Source organism: Alistipes montrealensis (assembly GCF_018362775.1).
Classification (GTDB): Bacteria; Bacteroidota; Bacteroidia; order Bacteroidales; family Rikenellaceae; genus Alistipes; species Alistipes montrealensis.
The window spans coordinates 91,805-111,950 of record NZ_JAGYXY010000006.1 but is presented as its reverse complement, the minus strand read 5'-3'; the positions used below and the strand labels follow the sequence as shown (position 1 = coordinate 111,950).

Sequence of the window (20,146 nt, the reverse complement as noted above, 5' to 3'; positions counted from 1 at the left end):
TTTGTATTTTTGTAGCTTAGAAAATCAGTAAACAATAGAGAATACGATGACTCAGGAAGAACTTTTCAAAAAGCTGGTAGCCCATTGCAAGGAGTACGGATTCGTGTTTCCTTCGAGCGAAATCTACGACGGCCTGGGAGCTGTGTACGATTACGGCCAGAACGGCGTGGAGCTGAAGAACAATATCAAGCGTTATTGGTGGGATTCGATGGTCAAGCTGCACGAGAATATCGTCGGTATCGACGCTGCGATCTTCATGCATCCCAAGACGTGGGAGGCTTCGGGACACGTGTCGGCCTTCAACGACCCGCTGATCGACAACAAGGATTCGAAGAAGCGTTACCGTGCCGACGTACTGATCGAGGATTGGCTCGCCAAGCAGGATGAAAAGATCGGTAAGGAGATTGAGAAGGCCCGCAAACGCTTCGGGGCCGATTTCGACGAGGCCAAATACCGCGAGACTTCGCCCCGTGTCGTGGAAACACAGGCCAAACGCGACGAGGTGCACAAGCGTTTCGCCGATGCGCTGAACGCCAACGACCTCGCGGAACTCCGCCAGATCATCGTCGACTGCGAGGTCGTATGCCCGATTTCGGGTACGCGCAACTGGACCGACGTGCGTCAGTTCAACCTGATGTTCTCGACCCAGATGGGTTCGACCTCCGAAGGCGCCAATACGATCTTCCTGCGTCCCGAGACGGCGCAGGGCATCTTCGTCAACTTCCTGAATGTCCAGAAAACGGGCCGCATGAAAATCCCGTTCGGTATTGCGCAGATCGGTAAGGCTTTCCGTAACGAGATCGTCGCCCGCCAGTTCATTTTCCGCATGCGCGAGTTCGAGCAGATGGAGATGCAGTTCTTCGTACGCCCCGGGACCGAGATGGGGTGGTGGAACGAGTGGAAGAACACCCGTATGGCCTGGCATCGCGCTCTGGGTTTCGGCGACGACAACTACCGTTTCCACGACCACGACAAATTGGCCCACTACGCCAATGCTGCGACGGACATCGAATATAACTTCCCGTTCGGCTTCAAGGAGGTCGAGGGTATCCACTCGCGTACGGATTTCGACCTGGGCAGCCACCAGAAGTTCTCGGGCAAGAAACTCCAGTACTTCGATCCGGAGACGGGCGAAAGCTATGTTCCCTATGTGGTCGAGACCTCGATCGGCGTGGACCGCATGTTCCTGCAGGTGATGTCGGCGGCCTATACCGAAGAGACGCTCGAGGGCGGCGATTCGCGTGTCGTGCTGAGATTCCCGCCTGCGCTGGCTCCGATCAAGGTCGCCGTGCTGCCGCTGGTCAAGAAAGACGGCATGCCCGAAGTGGCCCGGAAGATCGTCGACGAACTCAAATACGACTACAATGTTGTGTATGATGAAAAAGATTCGGTCGGCAAGCGTTACCGTCGTCAGGATGCCATCGGTACGCCGTTCTGCGTGACGGTCGATGGCCAGACGCTCGAAGACGGAACCGTTACGGTCCGCCACCGCGATACGATGGCCCAGGAGCGCGTCAAGATCGAGGCCCTGCACGCCATGGTCGACGAGGAGTGCTCCTACCGCAAGTTATTCAAAAAACAAAATCAGTAGATGTAGTATATGGAGGAGCAAAAGAAAAAATGGTATGCGACTTGGAAGTTCGCGTTACTTGTATTTTTGATCGTACTGCTCCTCGTCTGGCTGCTGTTACCGGATGAGGTGTTGGACGCTCAATCTGGGCTAAACCTCTGACAAGTGGGACGCATCCTTGCCATAGATTACGGCACGAAGCGTACGGGAATCGCCGTGAGCGATCCCCTGCGCCTGATCGCCGGAGGATTGGAGACCGTCGAGACGAAGGGGCTCGAAGCGTGGCTGGCAAAATATTTCGCCGCCGAGGACGTTAGTACGATAGTCGTGGGGAAGCCCTCGCGCATGGACGGAACGCCGTCGGAGACATGGCGGTTTATCGAGCCGCTGGCCGGGCGTCTGCGGAAAGCCTATCCTGATAAGACGGTGGTCTTTTACGACGAGCGTTTTACCTCGGTGATGGCCCATCGTACGATGCTCGAAAGCGGCATCGGCAAGATGGCCCGCCGCGACAAAGCCCTGGTGGATAAGATTTCGGCGACGATTATACTCCAGTCCTATATGGAATCTGTCGTTTTCCGTGATAACGGTTGAATTTCGCATTTCCCTTGCGTGCCCCGAATGGGAGGTACTGTTTGTACATCCCATCCGTGTCCCGCGGCACGAAGCCCGAAATTCAACTCGTTCTGACGAAAAGCGTAAAAAAAGAAAGGAATTTTAGTTTATGATATACCCGATTGTTATTTACGGTGACGAGGTGCTTCGCAAACGCTGTGCGGAGATCGCACCCGATTACCCCGAAGTGAAAAAACTCGTTGAGGATATGTTCCTCACGCTCGAAGAGGCCGAAGGCGTCGGACTGGCCGCGCCCCAGATCGGCAAGGACATCCGCCTGTTCATCGTCGACTGCACGCCGTGGGCCGAGGAAGATCCGTCGTGTGTCGATTACAAACGCGCTTTCATCAACCCCGAAATTTACGCTTTCTCCGAGGAGAAAAAGACCTACAACGAAGGCTGTCTCTCGTTCCCCGGCATCCATGCCGACGTGGCGCGGTCGTTGTCGATCCGTATGCGCTACCTGGATACCGATTTCGTCGAGCACGACGAAGAGTTCACGGGACTCAAGGCGTGGGTGATCCAGCACGAGTACGACCACATCGAAGGGGTAGTTTTCACCGACCGCATCGCACCGCTTCGCCGTCAACTGCTCAAAGGCAAGTTGTTGAACCTGGCGAAGGGCAAATACCGTTGTGCCTATAAAACCAAATAATATGAAAAAACTTTTCGCATGTGCATTCGCTGCAATGATGTTTGCCGGATGCGTCAAATCGCCCCTCGTAGGCGGAATCTATACCGACGTGAAGGACGGACTGGCCGTGACGGGTAACGCCGGATCGAGCAAGGTCGGCACGGCCGAGGCCAAAGGTTATGTGGGTGTCGTCGCTATGGGCGATGCGAGCATCCAGGCCGCAGCCCGCGAGGCCGGCATCACGCGCATCCACCACGTGGACTACCAGGCCAAGTCCTATGTAGGCGTCTATACGATCTACACGATCATCGTTTACGGTGACTAAACGCCTCCTGCTGGCTGTCGCATGCATCGCCGGAGCCTCGATGGTTTCGGCGCAGAACATCCGCAGTCATTATGTGTCGAAGGCCGAGGCCGACGGGGTGATTTATCATACCTTCCCCGTGACGCTGTTCGAGAACCGCGAGACAGGCGACCTGACATTCGACATTACCTACAAGGAGAACCGCGGCGGGCGTGCCACGATCAATTTCACCTGCCGCATGCCCGATGCCGTTCCGGCCGATTCCGTGCGTTTTGCGGCTGGCGCCATGACGATGTCCGGCCCGGTTGAAAAACTCTACCTCGAACCCGGGAAAAAAGACTGGAAGCACCGCTATACGTTCGATGCCGACGGATCGAAACTCTGCGGTTTTTTCGACGAGCGGGCTTTGCCCGAAGTGACGGTCTATGTCGGGGGACGGGCTTCTGTTTACAGCGTCAAACGCTCCGCATGGCGCAGTTACGCGCCGATCGGGTATAAGATATTCGAGATGGTATATGTGAACGAAAAGCGCTGAGCGGTCGTTTTAAATGTAAAAAATCCGGAAACTGCAAGGTTTCCGGATTTTTCGTTGCATATCGGAGCTTAGAACTTGTAAGCCGCGCCGATGCTGATGACTACAGGGTTTTTACGCCAGTCGTCGAACATGGGCTGCCATTTCAGGCCGGCCGAAAGGTCCCAGTCGCGGGCGATCGAGAAGTCGAAACCGCCGCCGATGTTCAGGCCCGCAGCCCACTTGCCGATGTCGTTGGCCGTGAAACCCACTGCGGGGTAAACGCTCCAGCCTTCGCCCAAGTGGAAAACATACTGGGCGTCGACGCTCAGGTCGATCGAGCAGCCGCTGTGGAGCAATGCCATGAGCGACGGTTCGATACGCCAGTTATCCGTAAAACTGTAACGCCCGAATGCACCCAGACCGACCACGGCGTCACCCGTGTTGGTGTAGATGTTCATGCGGGGTCCCAGCGCCCAGTTGCCTTTGTCCTGCGCCGATACCGTTGTTACTGCGAAGAGTGCGACAATCGCCGTTAAAAGAATCTTTTTCATTTTTCCGTTTTTTTTATATTGAATAAACGTTATTCAAACTGTTTGCCAAAACAAATATAAAAATTTTCCCGTTGGCGGCCAAATAAATTCAACGAACCGGACTTTTTTTCCAATAAAAAAGAGGTCTGCGACAATCGTGCGCAGACCCCGGGTCGTATCGGTCCCGGCCGGAGCCGGGATCGTATTTAGTTGAGCGCTGCGTGTGCGGCGGCCAGGCGTGCGATGGGCACGCGGAAGGGTGAGCAGCTCACGTAGTTCAGGCCTGCATAGTGGCAGAACTCTACCGACGAAGGTTCGCCGCCGTGCTCGCCGCAGATACCGCACTTGAGGTTTTCGCGAACGCCGCGTCCCTTGAGTACGGCTTCGCGGATCAACTGGCCTACGCCGTTGCGGTCGAGGATCTGGAAGGGGTCGTTTTTCAGGATGCCCTTCTCCAGGTATACGGGCAGGAACTTGCCGATGTCGTCGCGCGAGAAGCCCAGTGTCATCTGCGTCAGGTCGTTGGTTCCGAACGAGAAGAACTCGGCGACCTCGGCGATCTGGTTGGCCGTCACGGCGGCGCGCGGAACCTCGATCATCGTGCCGACCATGTAGTCGATCTTGTCGTTACGCTCCGAGAATACCTCGTTTGCCGTAGCGTCGATGATCTTCTTCTGGTAGCGCAGTTCCTTGTGGTTGCCCACCAGCGGAACCATGATCTCCACGTGAACGGGCATGCCCGCAGCGCGGACGTTCATCGCAGCTTCGATGATGGCGCGTGCCTGCATCTCGGTGATTTCGGGGTAGGTGTTGCCCAGACGGCAGCCGCGGTGTCCCAGCATGGGGTTGAACTCGGCCAGCGACTCGACTTTGGCGACGATTTTCTGGAGGGGTACGCCCATTTCGGCGGCCATCTCTTTCTGGCCCTTCTCGTCGTGGGGTACGAACTCGTGCAGAGGGGGATCCAGAAGGCGCACCGTCACGGGGAATCCGTTCATGGCCTTGAAGAGGCCTTCGAAGTCACCGCGCTGAATCGGCAGCAGCTTGGCCAGCGCCACGCGGCGTCCGGCTTCGTCGTCGGCGAGGATCATTTCGCGGAAAGCCTTGATGCGGTCGCCCTCGAAGAACATGTGCTCCGTGCGGCAGAGGCCGATGCCCTCGGCGCCGAACGAGAATGCCTGTGCGGCATCCTTCGGGGTGTCGGCGTTGGCGCGAACCTTCAGCACCGAGTATTTGCCGGCGAGGTCCATCAACTGGCCGAAGTCGCCGCTCACGTCGGCGGCCATGGTGGCTACCTGTCCGAGGTAAACCTCGCCCGTCGAGCCGTTGAGCGAAATCCAGTCGCCCTCCTTTACGGTGAATCCGTTCACCTGGATCGTACGCGTCTTGTAGTCGATCTGCAACTCGCCTGCACCCGATACGCAGCACTTGCCCATGCCGCGGGCTACGACGGCTGCGTGCGAGGTCATACCGCCGCGTGCGGTCAGGATGCCTGCTGCGTCGAGCATGCCCTTCAGGTCTTCGGGCGAAGTCTCGATGCGGACCAGGATGGCGCGCTTGCCGGTCTTTTCCAGCGTTTTCTCGGCGTCCTCGGCGAAGAATACGACGGGACCCGTGGCAGCGCCCGGCGATGCGGGAAGGCCCTTGGTGATGACCTGTGCGTTGGAGATAGCCTTCTTGTCGAATACCGGGTGGAGCAGCTCATCGAGCTTCGCGGGCTCGCAGCGCAGTACGGCGGTCTTCTCGTCGATCAGGCCTTCGCGCAGCATGTCCATCGCGATCTTGACCATCGCGGCGCCCGTACGCTTGCCGCTGCGGCACTGGAGCATCCAGAGCTTGCCGTCCTGGATCGTGAACTCGATGTCCTGCATATCCTTGAAATACTGCTCCAGGTGGTGCTGGATGTCGAACAGTTCCTTGTAGACTTCGGGCATCACCTCCTCGAGCGAGGGGAATTTGGTCTTGCGGTCCTGCTCCGAAACCTTCTGGGCAACGGCCCAGCGCTTCGAACCCTCGATGGTGATTTGCTGCGGGGTGCGGATGCCGGCAACCACGTCCTCGCCCTGGGCGTTGATCAGGTATTCGCCGTTGAAGAGGTTCTCACCCGTTGCGGCGTCGCGCGAGAAGGCTACGCCCGTCGCGGAATTTTCGCCCATGTTGCCGAATACCATGGCCTGTACCGATACGGCCGTGCCCCACTCGGCGGGGATGTTGTTGAGCTTGCGGTAGAGGATGGCGCGGTCGTTCATCCACGAGCCGAATACGGCGCAAACGGCGCCCCAGAGCTGCTCCCACGGGCAGGCGGGGAAATCCTCGCCTGTCTGCTTCTTCACGGCGGCCTTGAAGTTCTTCACCAGCTCCTTCAGGTCGTCGGTGGTCAGGTCGGTGTCGTTCTTCACGCCCTTCTTGGCCTTCTGCTCCTCGATGATCACCTCGAACGGATCGTGGTCCTCTTTCGATACGGGTTTCATGCCCAGCACCACGTCGCCGTACATCTGTACGAAACGGCGGTACGAGTCCCAAGCGAAACGCGGGTTGCCCGTACGCTTGGCTACAGCCTCTACGGCCTGGTCGTTCATGCCCAGGTTGAGGATGGTGTCCATCATGCCGGGCATCGACGCGCGTGCTCCCGAGCGGACGGAAACGAGCAGCGGCATCTCTTTGTCGCCGAATTTCATGCCGGTCAGGTTCTCGATGTTCTGCATCGCCTTCTCGACTTCGGGGCGGAGCATATTGATCACGGCCTCTTTGCCGTGTTTATAGAATTCCGCACATACTTCCGTGGTGATGGTGAATCCCGGAGGTACGGGGATGCCGATAAGGTTCATCTCCGCAAGGTTCGCACCTTTGCCGCCGAGCAGTTCACGCATTTTGCCGTTTCCTTCGGCCTCTTTGTTACCGAAGGTATAGACCCGTTTTACGTCTGCCATAACTTTTTTTGGTTTTGAATTGTTCTATAAATATAAAAATTTTTTCTTATTCCTGTCCCGTGAAGCCGAAAAATTGCGGTGACGTTTCCGTTACCGCATCCATAAAATGCATTTCCGTTGAAGGGATTGCGAAAATACGAAAACTTTTCGAAAATTCCAAAAAAATCTACCGGATGTATACAAATACCGGCAGTGAATACCCGTAGCCGCCCCGATAAGCCCCGCGGGAGTAGGTTGTGAAGGGGTTACCGGTCTTTTGGTCAACCAGATAGCGGCGCGCAAAAACATCGCCTTCCGAGGTTTTAAGGGCCGTATCGGCGAGTATCCGGTCGCGCATCTGCCACCGTCCGCCGCGGCGTACCGTGCCCCGCCCGGCCTGTTCGGCGCGCCGGGTCGCATCGTGCAATCCCCAGGTTTCGGGGGCCGGGAAATCCGAGCGTCCCATTACGATCAGTTTGGCGTGCGGACGCTCTTCGCGCAGGTCCTTCACGACCCATCGGGCCATGCGCGCATCGCCGCACAGCACCAGTCCCACGGTATCGCGCCCCAGTTCGCCCTCGATGTAGAGGTAGCGGCGCCCCGGTTCGTCGTAGGTCGGGAAAAAGAGGTCTCCGTAATAGAGCAACGCAAAATCCATTCCGTCGAGCGAATTGAGCGTGCGGTGGAGGTAGGAGTATTCGCCTTCGCAGGCTGCCGCGATGTCACGCACGACCTGTTCGTTCTCCACGCCCCACAGGGCGACCAGAGGCAGGGCCATCGAGTCGATTACGGCTGCCGTGTTGCGGATTTTGCGTGTATAGCGTTCCGATGTCCAGCGCAGGCGGCCTTCGGGTGTGTAATCCGCATCGTCGTAGAAAAGGGCCGGAAGGGTGTCGTAAATCCGGTCCACGTCGTAGAAGGCGATGCCGACAGGTCGTTGTCCGAGGGCGGCGCAGCATCCCGCGCAGAGCAGGACAGACGTTATCAGGCGGCGAATCTTCACGATCGGGGTTTAAAGGGAATTTTCGGGAAGGAAATCACGCGGCGAACAGCCGGGGAACCTGGCGATTTCGCTGATATGGTTTACATTGTATTTGATGTCGTACTTCGGACTTTCGGCCATGCCGGCCGGGGTGTAACGATGCGGGAAAGGCTATTTGATCCCGTATTTACGCAGGATTTTCGCGATGCGGGGCAGCCGCTCGGCGATCATGCGGTCGAATCCCAGGTCGGAACCGTGGTCGCAGTCGATGGTCCCTTCGGCGTCTTTGCCGAGAAACCACTCGCCGTCGAGGAAATAGACGTTGTTGTATTGTTTCGCCAGCCGCCGCATCATTTCGTCGACGGTGTCGATCCGCTCGCGGTGGAATTTCGCAGCCTCTTGGTCGAGGTTGCCCGCGGTGTGCCAGTGGGTCTGCATGAAGATCAGCGGTTTGTCGGGATGGGCTTTGACGAGCGTTGCGACAAACCCGTCGAGCCGTTCGCGTATTTGGGCCGGGCCGGGGTTCGAGAAAGCGTCGAACAGGAATGCGTCGGCATCGGTTTCGGCGAGCAGCCGCGCGAATTCGGGTTGGAGTTTGCAACTGCCGCTGTAACCCAGGTTGACGAACTCGATGCCCGTCATACGGCTCATGCGCGCCGGGTAAGCCATACCCGGGCGGCTGGCCGAGGCGCCGTGGGTGACGCTCGATCCGAAGACGACGACACGGTGTTTGTAGGGCGATTCGAGCGGAGAAACCGAAGCGTCGTCGTCCACGCCGATCTCCAGCGTCAGCAACTCGCTCCACGCCGGCAGGTAGAGCATGCACTCTTTGGGCTGTCCGTCCATGTGGTCGACGATCGTGCCGGCGTGTTTGTCCTGCAATCCGGGACGCGCCGCCCCGGCCATTGTCCACACGCCGTTTTCCCGGACGTAGAGGTCCATGCCGCGTTGCAGGACCGGGGTCATGTTCCAGCCGTAGTTGCGCGGGGCCGTGGTCCAGCGGGCCTCGATCCGGCGGCTGTCGGTGGTGAAAAGCACGGCCATGCCCGCGGGGTAGCCGCAGTAGGTGCGTATGATCTTTTCGTCGAAATGGTAGCGTGTCGTATCGACCCGGTAATAGGGATGTCCTTCCATCGGACAGGTGCGGCCGATGATGGTCAGCGTCGAGGCGTCGACGTACTTCTGGGCCGTTGCAGTGTGCAGAAACAGCGCTCCGGCGGCGATAAGTGCAAGGTGTTTTATCATGGTTTCAGGTTTGGTCAGTTCTCGATCACGCCCGATCCGACCAGCTCGTCGCCGTCGTACCACGCAGCGAACTGCCCCGGGGTGATGCCGCGCTGGGGCTCGTCGAACAGGATATACAGCCCTTCCGGACGCATGTGGAGCGTTGCCCCCTGTAAGGGTTGGCGGTAGCGGATGCGGACCGAAAAACGGCGGCTCGTGAGCGCTTGCATGGCATGCAAGGGGTCTACCCAATGTATTTCTTCCGGGGCGATGTGCAGCGCGGGCCTCCACAATCCGGGGTGTGCGTCGCCCTCGCCGACGTAGATCACGTTTTGCGCCACGTCCGTCGCGAGGATGAACAGCGACTCCTTGCGGCCCCCGATGCCGAGTCCTTTGCGCTGGCCGATGGTGTAGTAGTGGGCGCCGTTGTGCTCGCCGATCTTCTTGCCGTCGCGCACGGTGTAGCGCCACGGCTCGGCCAGGGCGGCCAACTGTTCGCTCGTCGGGGCTCCCTGTGCCGGAACGGCCTCGCGTACGTATTTGGGCCACGTGGGGAGTATTTCGTGTACGTTGCCCTTCTTGGGGGCGAGTTTCTGCTGGAGGAAGGTTGGCAGGTCGACCTTGCCCACGAAGCAGATACCCTGCGAATCCTTCCGTTTGGCTGTGGCCAGCCCCTGCTCCTCGGCGATGCGCCGCACCTCGGGTTTCAGCAGGCCGCCGACGGGAAACAATGCCCGGCTCAACTGTTCCTGCGAAAGCTGGCAGAGGAAATAGCTCTGGTCCTTGTTGGGGTCGCTGCCCGCAAGAAGTTTGTAAACCGTGCGCCCGTCGGGCAGCGTCTCCTCCGCTTTGCGGCAGTAGTGGCCCGTGGCGACGTAGTCGGCGCCCAGTTTCAGCGCTTCCCGCAGGAAAACGTCGAATTTGATTTCGCGGTTGCACAACACGTCGGGATTGGGCGTGCGGCCCTTCTCGTATTCGGCGAACATGTAATCCACGACACGCGTGCGGTAGTCTGCCGAGAGGTCGACCACATGCAGGGCGATGTCGAGTTTCTTGGCCACGAGTTCGGCGAACACCCGGTCGTCGTACCACGGACAGTCGCCTTCGAGCGTTCCCGTCGTATCGTGCCAGTTGATCATGAAAAGTCCCACGACCTCGTGCCCCTGCTGTTTGAGGAGCCAGGCCGCCACCGACGAATCCACGCCGCCGGAAAGTCCGATTACCACCCGTGCCATATCAGAGAATAAAAGCTATTGCATTGTTCGATGCGTGTATGAGGAAGATGAGCCAGAATGCCTGGGCAAACCCCTGCCGTTCGAAACGGCTCTGGTAGGCGAACGCCCATACCAGTCCTACGAAAAGCATGCAGACCAGGTAAACCGGGCTCTGTTGGTGTCCGCCGCCGAAAACCGCCGCGGAGAAGATGACCGGCCACCAGAACGATTTGGGCAGCGCCTTGTGCACGAGCCAGATGACCAGCGCCTGGGCGATGAGCGTTTCCAGCAGCGGCACGACGACGACGGCTATGAACCAGCCGATGCGCCGGGCGCGTTCGGGGTCTACGTCCTCGTCCTCGATTCCCGTCGTGATGCCGAACAGCAGGATGGCGATCGTCTTGACCGCGAATGTGGCGACGAATACCAGCGCGGCGAATTTCCACCACGGCATGCAGCCCAACGCGATTCGCCATCTTTTCAGCAGGCGTCCTGTCGTGAATTTTCCTTTCATCGTTCCAGGTCGATTAACCCCTCGGGGAGTACCAGGTGCATCGTGCGCTTTTCGAAATCGATGTGCGCGATGAACTCCTCGACGGCGGGGACCAGTACCTGCCGGCCGCCGAGTTCCAGTTCGAACAGCGGATTGGCGTCGCTGTCGTAATAATCCGTGACTGTGCCGTGCAACTTTTCCGGGGCCTGTGCCGCACCCTTGCTTTCGGCCGTCCGGGGTATGGCCCCGGCCTCCTCGGCCTCGACAGCGAAACCGATCAGGTCTTCGAGGTAAAACTCATCGTCGTCTTCGTCTTCTCCCAGCTCGATGCGGAATTCCAGTCCCAGGAGTTCCTGCGCCCGGCGCTGGGTGTCGAAGTCGGCGAAAGCAGCCGTGGCTCCCGAGATGCCGCGGCGTTCGAAGCGCTCGCACCAGAGCGGAACCTCCAGTGCGTCGATGGTGACGCGCAAGGGGGTGTCTAAGTCGAAATCCTCCGGAAAAGCGGGGTAGAGCGAGAGCATCACTCCGCCCTCCGTGCCGAAAAATTTGTTGATTCTGCCTGCGGGAACGATCATGTCAGTTGAATTATGGCGTAAAAATACAAAAAAAACGGTAATCTCCCTTGCGGAAGTTTACCGTTTTTATCGGAACAAGAACCTGCTTATTCAGCGGCGGGTGCTTCCGGAGCAGCCTCTTCGGCGGGAGCTTCCGTAGCCTCGGCTGCTGCGGCAGCAGCGGCCTCGCGGGCAGCGGCGTCTGCGGCAGCCTTCTTCTCGGCGATTGCGGCAGCGCGCTCCTCCTTGATCTTGGCCTCGGCAGCCATACGAGCCTTCTCGGCCGACTTGGCGTCGGTCGCCAGCTTGTTGGTCTTGGCCTCGATCTTACCCGACTTGGCTTCCATCCACTTGTTGAAGCGGGCTTCGGCCTCGGTCTCGGTGAACGCGCCCTTGGCTACGCCACCCAGCAGGTGTTTCTTGTACATTACGCCCTTGTACGAGAGGATAGCCCGACAAGTATCCGTAGGTTGTGCGCCTTTCTGTAACCAATCCAGGGCTTTCACGAAGTCCAGATCAATCGTAGCAGGATTCGTGTTGGGGTTGTAGGTTCCCAACTTCTCGATGAATTTACCATCACGTGGCGCTCTGCTATCTGCGGCAACGATGTGATAGAAGGCATAACCCTTCTTACCGTGACGTGCCAGACGAATTTTAACAGCCATTTGCTATAAAATTTTGTGTAATTAATAAAAAACGCTAACCCCTTCGGGCTTTTAAGCCTGCAAATGTAGGGAAAATATTCCGCCCGGCAAAATAAATGTCGTAAAAAACTGTATTTTACACTGCCGCAGGAGCCGCCCGGATGGCAAAATCTGCTGGTTGCATAGCTGGTTAAAATAAAAAGCGGATTGATTTTAATCGCTTAAAAACCAATCCGTTTGCTGTGATCCCGGCGGGATTCGAACCCACGACCGACAGCTTAGAAGGCTGTTGCTCTATCCAACTGAGCTACGAGACCATCGTTTGATAAACGCTGCAAAAGTAAGAAATTTCGGACTAACTGCAAACTTATCGTTCGATTTCTTGTGTTCCGCAGCCTGTCTGAAGCCGCTGCCTTTTGCCGGACCCGGGACTGCCGGAGCGGGCGAATTGGGAAAAATGATCCGGAAAATGAAAATTTTGGGCTTTAAATTGTTCAAATTGAGAAAATTTGCTTAATTTAACAAACCCAAACGCTCACCCATCATGCAAAAACTGACCCTTCTGTCGCTTCTGGCGATAATCTCCTGCGCATCCGTCTGTGCGCAGGAGCACGACTATCGTTTCGGAAAGGTCTCTCTCGACGAACTCCGCATGGAGAGTTACGAGAAAGACCCCGATGCCGATGCAGTCATCCTCTATGAGGATAATTACCTCAGTTACCAGTTCTCCACGACGGTCAGCCTGGTCCAGGAGTACCGGGCCCGCGTCAAAATTCTCAAACCCGAGGGCGTCGGCAATGCCGATGTCAGCGTCTATTATTACGACCGTCCGGCGAGTCGCGAAAACATCACGGGTATCGATGCTGCGGCTTACAACCTGGTGGACGGGAAAATCGTGAAAACCCCGCTCAAACGACAGTATATCTTTACCGAGGCGATCGGCGAGTACGGGCGTCTCATCAAATTCTCGATCCCCGAGGTGCGCGAAGGTACGGTCATCGAGTACAGATACCGCAAGACTTCGGCCAACATCACCGACATTCCTTCGTTCGTCTTCCAGCACGATATTCCCGTGGCATTTAGCCGTATGCAGGCCAATATCCCCGAGTTTTTCAACTTCAACTCCGAGAGCACGGGATATGTGCGGATCAATGTCACCCGGGATAGTGCGACGGAGTCGCTCGGTTCGGGGGCCAACACCTTGAATTATACCGTTACCAAACTGAAGGCGGAAGGGACCGACATCCCCGCCCTCAAGAAGGAACCTTACGTGTGGTGTCTCGACGACTTCCGGTCGATGCTCAAATTCGAACTGGCGCAGATCGCATTGCCCTATTCGATAGTCCAGAATTTCGCGACTTCGTGGAGGGCTGTCAACGAGGTTTTGCATAAGAGTTCGTTCGACTCCCATACCCGTATCAACAATCCCTTCAAGGACGAGGTTGCCGCGATCAAAGCCGCTGACGGTACGCCGGTCGAAAAAGCCCGCGCCGTCTTGCGCCTCGTGCAGTCGAAGATGAAGTGGAACGGCGATTACCGGCTCTTCTCCGACGGCCCGCGTGCAGCCGCCGGCAAAGGGACCGGGTCGAGCGCCGACATCAATTTCGTGTTGATGGCAGCCCTGAAGGATGCCGGATTCAGCGTTGTCCCGGTGATGCTCAGCCCCCGCCACCTGGGGCGCCTCTCCTATACGCATCCGACTATCGACGGCATCCACGCCTTTGTGCTGCGCGTCGGCGGGTGCGATGCTTCGAATGCCGATAAATATGTTTATGTCGACGGTACGGATATCAATTCCGATATCGACCTGCTGCCTGTCGAACTGTCGGTGGACCGCGCGCGCCTTTACGGCGTGGACGGCGAAGCCGGGTGGTGCAACCTCACCGATCTGGCGCCGAACCGCGTGGGCATCAGCATGATCGTCCGGGTCGAACCCGACGGTACGCTGAAGGGGAAGATTATGGAGTCCTATTTCAACCAGCCGGCGATGACCCTCAGCAAAAGGTACGCCGCCGCCAAGTCGAAGGAGGAGTACATCGAGTCGCTGGAAAAGGAGCACGGGATCCAGATCGAAGAACTGGAGGTCAGGGATGCCGGGACGGCTCAGGTCGCCCAGGACTACGAAATATCCCGCCAGCTCGACTGTACGGACGAATTCATCTACGTCAATTCGACGGTAATTCCCTTTATGTCGACGAACGAACTCAACGCCCAGTCGCGTACGCTGCCCATTGAGTTCCCGCAGCCGATTACCTACGACATCCGCTGCTCGCTGGAACTGCCCGAGGGTTACGCTGTCGAGGAGCTGCCTAAGGATATCAACATGACGGCCTGTGAAAAGGGACTCAGTTGCAAATACCTCTCGCAGCTTACGCATCAATATCTCCAGTTCAATTTCATCTTCCGGCAGCCGCGCATCCTCTTCCTGCCCTCGGAATTCCAGGATGTGAATGCCTTCTACGGCATGGTTGCCGACCTGAGCAACAGTCGGATCGTGCTCCGTAAAACCAATGCCGCGCAATGATGGGACGATTGCTTTCCCTGGTTCTCGGATGCGCCTGTGCGGTTGCCGCGCAGGCGCAGGCCCCTGCCGTTGCGGAGGAGCTGCTCCGGCATAGCGATGCCGTCGTACGGCTCTGCACCGTCGATTTCGTCTACTCTTCGCCGGTCTCGGCGACGGCCGGCTACGTCGAGGAGATCACTGTCCTGAAGGGTTCGGCGGCCGAAAAGGGTAATTTCTCCTGCTATGTCGATCCGACGCGCACGCTGAAGAGTTTCAGCGGAACGATCCGCGATGCGCAGGGGAAAACGGTCCGCAAGTTGAAACGCTCGGAACTCAGGTATTCCGAATTTTCGGCCCAGAGCCTTGCTTCCGACGGTGCTGTCTATTACCTGGAGGTCCATTCGCCGTCGTATCCCTACACGGTCCGCTACGAATACGAAATCGGCTATAAGAACGGCTTGCTCACCTTTCCGGCTTTTGCGCCCGTCGGCTGGTCGGGGGTGTCGCTCGAAAAGGGCGTCTATACGGTCTCGGTTCCCGCCGGGCTGCAATTCGGCTATAAGGGGGCCAATATCGGCGATCCTGTCAAAACCACCGCCGACGGACGCGACGTTTACCGCTGGACGCTGGAGAACTTCCCCGCCGTGAAACCCGAACCCGCAGCGCCCCCGTCCGTCGACCTTGTGCCGGTCGTGCTCGCTGCTCCCTACGATTTCGAGTACGGAAAGACGCGGGGCAGCATGTGCGACTGGGCTTCCTACGGAGTCTGGCAGTGCGGGCTGCTCGAAGGACGCGACGTGCTGCCCGATGCCCTCAAACAGGAGGTGCACCGCCGTACGGACGCGCTGCCGACGCCGCGCGAGAAGGTGCGCGCGCTGTACGATTACCTGGGTGAGTCGACCCGTTACGTGAGCATCCAGCTCGGCATCGGGGGACAGCAGCCGATGTCTGCCGCAGAGGTCTTCAAAACGAAGTTCGGCGACTGCAAGGCGTTGTCTAACTACCTCGGCGCGATGCTTCGCGAATGCGGCATCGGGTCGCATTACGTGATTATCCATACGGACCGCCGCAGGATGTATCCCGATTTCGCATCGCCTGCCCAGGCCAACCACGCGATCCTCTGCGTGCCGCTCGAAGACGAAACCCTGTGGCTCGAATGTACCAATACGGACGTTCCGTTCGGTTATGTCCACAAAGACATTGCAGGGCACGACGCCGTTCTTTTCCGCAACGGCACAGGCGAATTCGTGACTTTGCCGCAGTATGCCGACACGCTGAACCGGATGGTCCGGCGTGTCGAAGTAACGCTTGCCGCGGACGGCTCGGCGACGGGACATGTCGCCGAATGTTATGCCGTGGGGCAGTATGAATCGTTGATGAGTTTCCCGAAGAAGGATGCGAAGAAGCAGGCCGACCTCCTGCTCGGCGACCTCAAAATCCCCTTGATCCGGGTCGAAAACATTGCCTGCGAGGAGGTGAAAGAGGCTTTGCCGTCGATTACCGTCACCTACGACATCGCTTCGGAGAAATACGTCACCAGCACGGGCAGCCGTTGTTTCCTCGCGCAGACGCCGTTCCGCGACACTTCGCAGTACCGGGACAAGGAGCGATTGTACGACATTTACCGCGCCGTGGGTTACGAAGATATTACGACCGTCGAAATCCGCCTTCCCGCGAATATGCACGTCGAGACACGGCCCCGTCCGTGCAGCGTCACGACGCCTTTCGGGACCTATTCGTTGCGCATGGAGGTGCAGGACAAGGTGATCACGATCGAACAGCGCACTTGCATGCACGCCGGTACTTACTCCCGCGACCTGTTCGAGGAGTACCGTGACTTCATCTCCGGGCGCGCTAAAATCTTCAGTGCCAATATCGTGCTTAAAAAAGAGTAGGGAAGCCTGCATTTGAAAAACGGGGTCCCAACGGACCCCGTTTTTTTAGCTGATTCGGCCTATTTTCGCGGCAGGACGACTACGACGCGCGTCCCTTCGGTGTATTGCGGGTCGATGCGGATTTCGCCGCCCAGGTGGCGGACGATCAGGCGGCAGAGGTAAAGCCCCAGTCCGTTGCCCTGGCTGAAGGGATCGAGCTTGGTGAAGCGTTCGAATACCTCGTCGTATTTTTCGGGCGGGATTCCGCATCCGGAGTCCGTTACGGCGATGTATACCCGTTCGTCTCCTTCACGACCGCATTCGAGGCGGATTTCGCCCTGCCGGGTAAACTTGTAGGCATTTCCGAGCAGCGCCGCGAGCAGAATGCCGAGGTATTTTTCGCTGGTGACCATGGCGATCTGTTCGGCGGGGATGCCGTCGGTGTAGACCAGTCCGATCTTCGGGCAGCGGATTTTCATGGCGCGCAGTTGCGAGCGGCACAGGGCGCAGAGGTCGAGGTAACTGCGCGGCAGCGGTTCGGACAGGTTTTCGAGTTGCGCCACTTCGAGCATGTCGTCGAACAGGTAGCGCAGTTGCCGGCGGCTTTCGTGGATGATTTCGCAGTATTGGCCGTGTGCTTCGGGCGACACCTCCTCCGTGCACAGTAGTTCCGAGAATCCGGCGATGCTGTTGAGCGGCGTGCGGACTTCGTGGCAGATCGAGTTGATGAAGGCCGTCTTCTTCTCCTCGCTTTTGTGTCCCTGCTCCATTTGTCGCAGCAATTCCTGCTGGAGCCGTTTCGTGCGGCGGTTGCTTGCGTAGACGAACGCCACGGCTACGGCTACGGCCATAAGCAGGAGAAGCAGTGAAATGAGGGCTATCTTGTGGTGGCGGGCCGTCAGCAGCGCTTTGTCCAGGGCCAGCCGGTCCAGTTCGTACGAAGCCTGCATTTCGCGCAGGGCCTCGGTCTGTTCGAGGTGCATGGCCGAATTGCGGACCTTCACGGCTCGTTCGTAAGCCGCTGAGGCCTCTTCGTTACGGTTGAGGTTGTGGAGCATCCAGGCGCGTTTCTGGTAGCATACCGTGGGTCGGACGCCGGGAATAGGGCGGTGCTCGGCAAGGTAGATCAGCGAATCGGTGTAGGCCAGCGCGCGGATGTATTCGCCGCGGTTGACCGCTTTGCGGTAGGCGGCCTGGAAGTAGCGGGTGCGGGCCATGGTCAGCCGGTCCTCGCGGATCGACTTGATGAATCGGCTGGGCAGGAAGAGGTGCATGCCGGGTTTGCCGCCGAATCCGTTGTCGTTGTCTTCGGGAAGCCACGGCTGCGCCGCAGCCCTGTGCGGACAGGCCGTCAGGGTCAGCAGGGCCAGCACCGCTGACGCAATTAAGGATCGGATGCGGCTCGTCATGGCTTCAGGGGGATTGTGAAGATGAACCGTGCCCCTGCGGTATAGGCCGAGTCGAGACGTATCGAGCCGCGGAGGTGTTCGGCGATGATGCGGCAGAGCGAGAGGCTCAGGCCGCGCGACGCCACCGGTCCGTCGGCCAGTGGACGGAAAATCTCCACCTGCCGTTCGGGGGCGATTCCGCAGCCCGTATCGGTCACCGAGACCTGGAGCATATTGGCGGCAGGGTCGGTTTCGTAACGGAGCGTGATGTTGCCTGAGGAAGTGAATTTTGCGGCGTTGTCGAGCAGTGCGCGGACTACGAATGAAAAGTACTGGGCGTGCGTGCGTACGATGCACCGTGTTCCCGGCGTTTCGATCCGGTACTCGACTTCGCTGCCGTGTTGCAGGCGCGAGGCCGTGAGCAGTTCTGCGCGGCACAATTCGTCGATGTCGGTCTCTTCGAGCTGCAGTTGGTCGGTCAGGCTGTCGAGGTTGGCGGCTTCGAGCATGTTGTCGAGCGTCGAGAGCAGCAGGTCGGTGTTTTCGCGGATAGAGCCGAGCATCTCCAGCCGCGTTTCTATCCCGGTGTCGGCGAGCATCAGTTTCTGCGCCGTCTGGTCGAGGGTGTCCAGCGGTTGCCCGATGCCCCGGCAAATCGTGCTGATGAAGATCGATTTCATGTGCTCGCTCTCCTTTGCTTTGCGGTTGTGCCGTGCGATGTCGGCTTGCAGGCGGCGGTTGCGGCGCAGTGCGACGGTGAAGTAGACGCCCGTGCCGATCAGCAGGATGCCGATGGCGACAAATGAGAAGATCACCGCCGCACGGTTGCGAATCAGGCCATGGGTCTCGGCGAGCTTGAGCCGGTCCATGTCGTGACGACGGCGGATGGTCTCGCTCCGCTCGCGGCGTTCGGCGCTGAAAATCGAATCCTGCACCGCAGCCGTACGTTCGTAGGAATCGTACGATTCGTCGTAACGTCCTGCGCGGTATAGCATTACGCTGCGGTCCCGGTTGACCTGGTAGATTTTCGAGGGGTTCATCCGGAAATAGCCTTTGCCCTGGTCGATCATCGTGAGCAGCGAGTCGCAGTAGAGGATGCTCTGGTCGTAGTGGCCCCGGATTCCGTTCCAGAGGTAGCCCAGTTCGTAAACATAGGTCTTGTTCCGCACGAGGTTTTCGCCTTCGGCGTTGAGCATACGGTCCCGGAACTCGGCGAAATTTTTTTCCAGCAGGTCGTCGCGCTCGATGTTGATCGAGCAGCGGATAAGCTGCCGGTAGGGGTTCACGTAGCTGTTGTCGCGGTAGAGATAGGGGCGGCGCTGCAACTGGTCCTCCATGGCGTAGTAGGAGTCTATCAGGGCGATGTAATCCGTGGTCAGCCTTACTTGGTTGTCGTAGTCGCGGGCCTGGTTGTAGGCCCCGCTGAGCAGGAAATATACCAGGTTGGCGAAATTCTTGCGCACGAGCAGTTCGGGCATTTGCCGCGTCAGTTCGTAAGCCTCCTCCCAGATTTTCGTCTGGGGGATATAGGCTGACTTGATTCCCTTTTCGTAATAGCCGATCGTGATTCCCGCATGGCCCTTGAGCAAGAGCCTCTTGACCCGGTGGTAAATGTTGTCCCGATGTGCGGAGTCGTCGTTGCACCATGCGTCGATCTCGTGGGCCAGCCGAAGCGCTTTCTCCTCGTCGTATTCGCTGTTCAGCCGGTAATAGGAGATCGACATTTCGGCATAGGCGTCCATGCCCTCTTCCGGCGTTCCGGGTGTCAGCTCCCGCAATTCGCGGACATAATAGTTGAGCGAATCGGTTTTTTCGGGATAGGGGGCATACTGCACCAGGATAGGCACGGTTGCAGCCGTCATGGCATAGGTGTCGCGGATGGTTGCCGCTTCGCGGAAAAGCTGGATCGAATAGGCCAGGTTGAGGTTCGAATCTTCGTTGAGGTCTTTCAGGTCGAGCAGCAACTCCACCCGTTTCCCGGGATCGGCCGTATAGGCGAGCACATGCTGGAGACTGTCCGACACCTGCTGGTAGGTAGTTGCATTCAGACAAGTGCCCGACAGCATGCCGATTGCAAGGAGTATTTTCCGGAGACGGGGCATTTATAAAACAGCCGTAACGGCCGATACGCAACTTTTGGGTGGTGAATAAAACGGACCGGACAAACTTTCCGGCCCGCAGTATGCCTTGAATA

The 20,146-nt window shown here is 58.2% G+C and carries 17 protein-coding genes and 1 tRNA gene; 7 read left to right on the top strand and 11 right to left on the bottom strand.

Annotated features, from left to right (window positions below):
* The first annotated feature begins 46 nt into the window (after positions 1-46).
* The 5 genes from KG007_RS12295 to KG007_RS12275 all read left to right on the top strand — a co-directional run bounded on the left by KG007_RS12295 (position 47) and on the right by KG007_RS12275 (position 3,658).
* Positions 47-1,591, top strand: coding sequence for a glycine--tRNA ligase (locus KG007_RS12295; RefSeq protein ID WP_195461445.1), 1,545 nt, complete (start codon positions 47-49; stop codon positions 1,589-1,591).
* Positions 1,592-1,735: 144 nt separating this feature from the next.
* Positions 1,736-2,164, top strand: a complete 429-nt coding sequence (ruvX, locus tag KG007_RS12290) for a Holliday junction resolvase RuvX (protein ID WP_213349174.1) — start codon at positions 1,736-1,738, stop codon at positions 2,162-2,164.
* Positions 2,165-2,294: 130 nt separating this feature from the next.
* A complete protein-coding gene (gene def, locus KG007_RS12285; protein ID WP_195461443.1) occupies positions 2,295-2,840 on the top strand; it encodes a peptide deformylase in 546 nt (181 codons plus the stop codon).
* A gap of 1 nt (position 2,841) precedes the next feature.
* Positions 2,842-3,144 carry a TRL-like family protein gene (locus tag KG007_RS12280; protein ID WP_195461442.1) on the top strand — a complete coding sequence of 101 codons (303 nt, stop codon included), beginning with the start codon at positions 2,842-2,844 and terminating at the stop codon, positions 3,142-3,144.
* Complete coding sequence (locus KG007_RS12275; protein WP_288238450.1) at positions 3,137-3,658, top strand: hypothetical protein; 522 nt, start codon at positions 3,137-3,139, stop codon at positions 3,656-3,658. Before KG007_RS12280 ends, KG007_RS12275 begins: the two co-directional genes overlap by 8 nt.
* A gap of 68 nt (positions 3,659-3,726) precedes the next feature.
* On the opposite strand, the gene KG007_RS12270 is transcribed toward KG007_RS12275, so the two are convergent.
* The 9 genes from KG007_RS12270 to KG007_RS12230 all read right to left on the bottom strand — a co-directional run bounded on the left by KG007_RS12270 (position 3,727) and on the right by KG007_RS12230 (position 12,504).
* On the bottom strand, positions 3,727-4,188 hold the full coding sequence (locus tag KG007_RS12270) for an outer membrane beta-barrel protein (protein WP_195461441.1): 462 nt from the start codon (positions 4,186-4,188) through the stop codon (positions 3,727-3,729).
* Between the two features lie 185 nt (positions 4,189-4,373).
* On the bottom strand, positions 4,374-7,097 hold the full coding sequence (gene ppdK, locus KG007_RS12265) for a pyruvate, phosphate dikinase (protein WP_213349170.1): 2,724 nt from the start codon (positions 7,095-7,097) through the stop codon (positions 4,374-4,376).
* Positions 7,098-7,263: 166 nt separating this feature from the next.
* On the bottom strand, positions 7,264-8,079 hold the full coding sequence (locus KG007_RS12260) for an endonuclease/exonuclease/phosphatase family protein (protein ID WP_317194942.1): 816 nt from the start codon (positions 8,077-8,079) through the stop codon (positions 7,264-7,266).
* A gap of 150 nt (positions 8,080-8,229) precedes the next feature.
* Complete coding sequence (locus KG007_RS12255; RefSeq protein ID WP_213349168.1) at positions 8,230-9,303, bottom strand: SGNH/GDSL hydrolase family protein; 1,074 nt, start codon at positions 9,301-9,303, stop codon at positions 8,230-8,232.
* A 14-nt stretch (positions 9,304-9,317) separates the two neighbouring features.
* Entirely contained in the window at positions 9,318-10,517 is a 1,200-nt protein-coding gene (mnmA, locus tag KG007_RS12250) for a tRNA 2-thiouridine(34) synthase MnmA (protein ID WP_213349165.1), read from the bottom strand.
* Between the two features lies 1 nt (position 10,518).
* Positions 10,519-11,010 (bottom strand): CPBP family glutamic-type intramembrane protease, encoded by a 492-nt coding sequence (locus KG007_RS12245; RefSeq protein ID WP_213349162.1) that lies wholly within the window; start codon positions 11,008-11,010, stop codon positions 10,519-10,521.
* Entirely contained in the window at positions 11,007-11,564 is a 558-nt protein-coding gene (locus tag KG007_RS12240) for a ribosome maturation factor RimM (protein WP_213349159.1), read from the bottom strand. Before KG007_RS12240 ends, KG007_RS12245 begins: the two co-directional genes overlap by 4 nt.
* 86 nt (positions 11,565-11,650) lie before the next feature.
* Positions 11,651-12,208, bottom strand: coding sequence for a 30S ribosomal protein S16 (locus KG007_RS12235; RefSeq protein ID WP_195461435.1), 558 nt, complete (start codon positions 12,206-12,208; stop codon positions 11,651-11,653).
* Positions 12,209-12,430: 222 nt separating this feature from the next.
* Positions 12,431-12,504: transfer RNA gene (locus KG007_RS12230), tRNA-Arg, on the bottom strand.
* A 227-nt stretch (positions 12,505-12,731) separates the two neighbouring features.
* Between KG007_RS12230 and KG007_RS12225 the strand changes: the two genes are divergently transcribed.
* The gene (locus tag KG007_RS12225) at positions 12,732-14,711 is read left to right on the top strand and encodes a DUF3857 domain-containing protein (protein ID WP_213349156.1); all 1,980 of its coding nucleotides are present in this window, start codon (positions 12,732-12,734) and stop codon (positions 14,709-14,711) included.
* Positions 14,711-16,585 (top strand): DUF3857 domain-containing protein, encoded by a 1,875-nt coding sequence (locus tag KG007_RS12220; protein WP_213349153.1) that lies wholly within the window; start codon positions 14,711-14,713, stop codon positions 16,583-16,585. The genes KG007_RS12225 and KG007_RS12220 overlap by 1 nt, the downstream gene beginning before the upstream one ends.
* Positions 16,586-16,644: 59 nt before the next feature.
* Here KG007_RS12220 and KG007_RS12215 read toward each other — a convergent pair whose 3' ends face one another.
* Positions 16,645-17,973, bottom strand: a complete 1,329-nt coding sequence (locus KG007_RS12215; protein ID WP_213349150.1) for a sensor histidine kinase — start codon at positions 17,971-17,973, stop codon at positions 16,645-16,647.
* Entirely contained in the window at positions 17,970-20,018 is a 2,049-nt protein-coding gene (locus tag KG007_RS12210; protein ID WP_213349147.1) for a sensor histidine kinase, read from the bottom strand. The genes KG007_RS12215 and KG007_RS12210 overlap by 4 nt, the downstream gene beginning before the upstream one ends.
* Between the last annotated feature and the right edge of the window lie 128 nt (positions 20,019-20,146).

Excerpts from the sequence above, each read along its gene's own strand:
- def (WP_195461443.1), top strand. The coding sequence starts at position 2,295 with ATGATATACCCGATTGTTATTTACGGTGACGAGGTGCTTCGCAAACGC.
- KG007_RS12215 (WP_213349150.1), bottom strand. The coding sequence starts at position 17,973 with ATGACGAGCCGCATCCGATCCTTAATTGCGTCAGCGGTGCTGGCCCTG.
- KG007_RS12240 (WP_213349159.1), bottom strand. The coding sequence starts at position 11,564 with ATGATCGTTCCCGCAGGCAGAATCAACAAATTTTTCGGCACGGAGGGC.
- KG007_RS12220 (WP_213349153.1), top strand. The coding sequence starts at position 14,711 with ATGGGACGATTGCTTTCCCTGGTTCTCGGATGCGCCTGTGCGGTTGCC.
- KG007_RS12255 (WP_213349168.1), bottom strand. The coding sequence starts at position 9,303 with ATGATAAAACACCTTGCACTTATCGCCGCCGGAGCGCTGTTTCTGCAC.
- KG007_RS12245 (WP_213349162.1), bottom strand. The coding sequence starts at position 11,010 with ATGAAAGGAAAATTCACGACAGGACGCCTGCTGAAAAGATGGCGAATC.
- KG007_RS12210 (WP_213349147.1), bottom strand. The coding sequence starts at position 20,018 with ATGCTGTCGGGCACTTGTCTGAATGCAACTACCTACCAGCAGGTGTCG.
- KG007_RS12280 (WP_195461442.1), top strand. The coding sequence starts at position 2,842 with ATGAAAAAACTTTTCGCATGTGCATTCGCTGCAATGATGTTTGCCGGA.
- KG007_RS12270 (WP_195461441.1), bottom strand. The coding sequence starts at position 4,188 with ATGAAAAAGATTCTTTTAACGGCGATTGTCGCACTCTTCGCAGTAACA.
- mnmA (WP_213349165.1), bottom strand. The coding sequence starts at position 10,517 with ATGGCACGGGTGGTAATCGGACTTTCCGGCGGCGTGGATTCGTCGGTG.
- KG007_RS12235 (WP_195461435.1), bottom strand. The coding sequence starts at position 12,208 with ATGGCTGTTAAAATTCGTCTGGCACGTCACGGTAAGAAGGGTTATGCC.
- KG007_RS12295 (WP_195461445.1), top strand. The coding sequence starts at position 47 with ATGACTCAGGAAGAACTTTTCAAAAAGCTGGTAGCCCATTGCAAGGAG.
- ppdK (WP_213349170.1), bottom strand. The coding sequence starts at position 7,097 with ATGGCAGACGTAAAACGGGTCTATACCTTCGGTAACAAAGAGGCCGAA.
- KG007_RS12225 (WP_213349156.1), top strand. The coding sequence starts at position 12,732 with ATGCAAAAACTGACCCTTCTGTCGCTTCTGGCGATAATCTCCTGCGCA.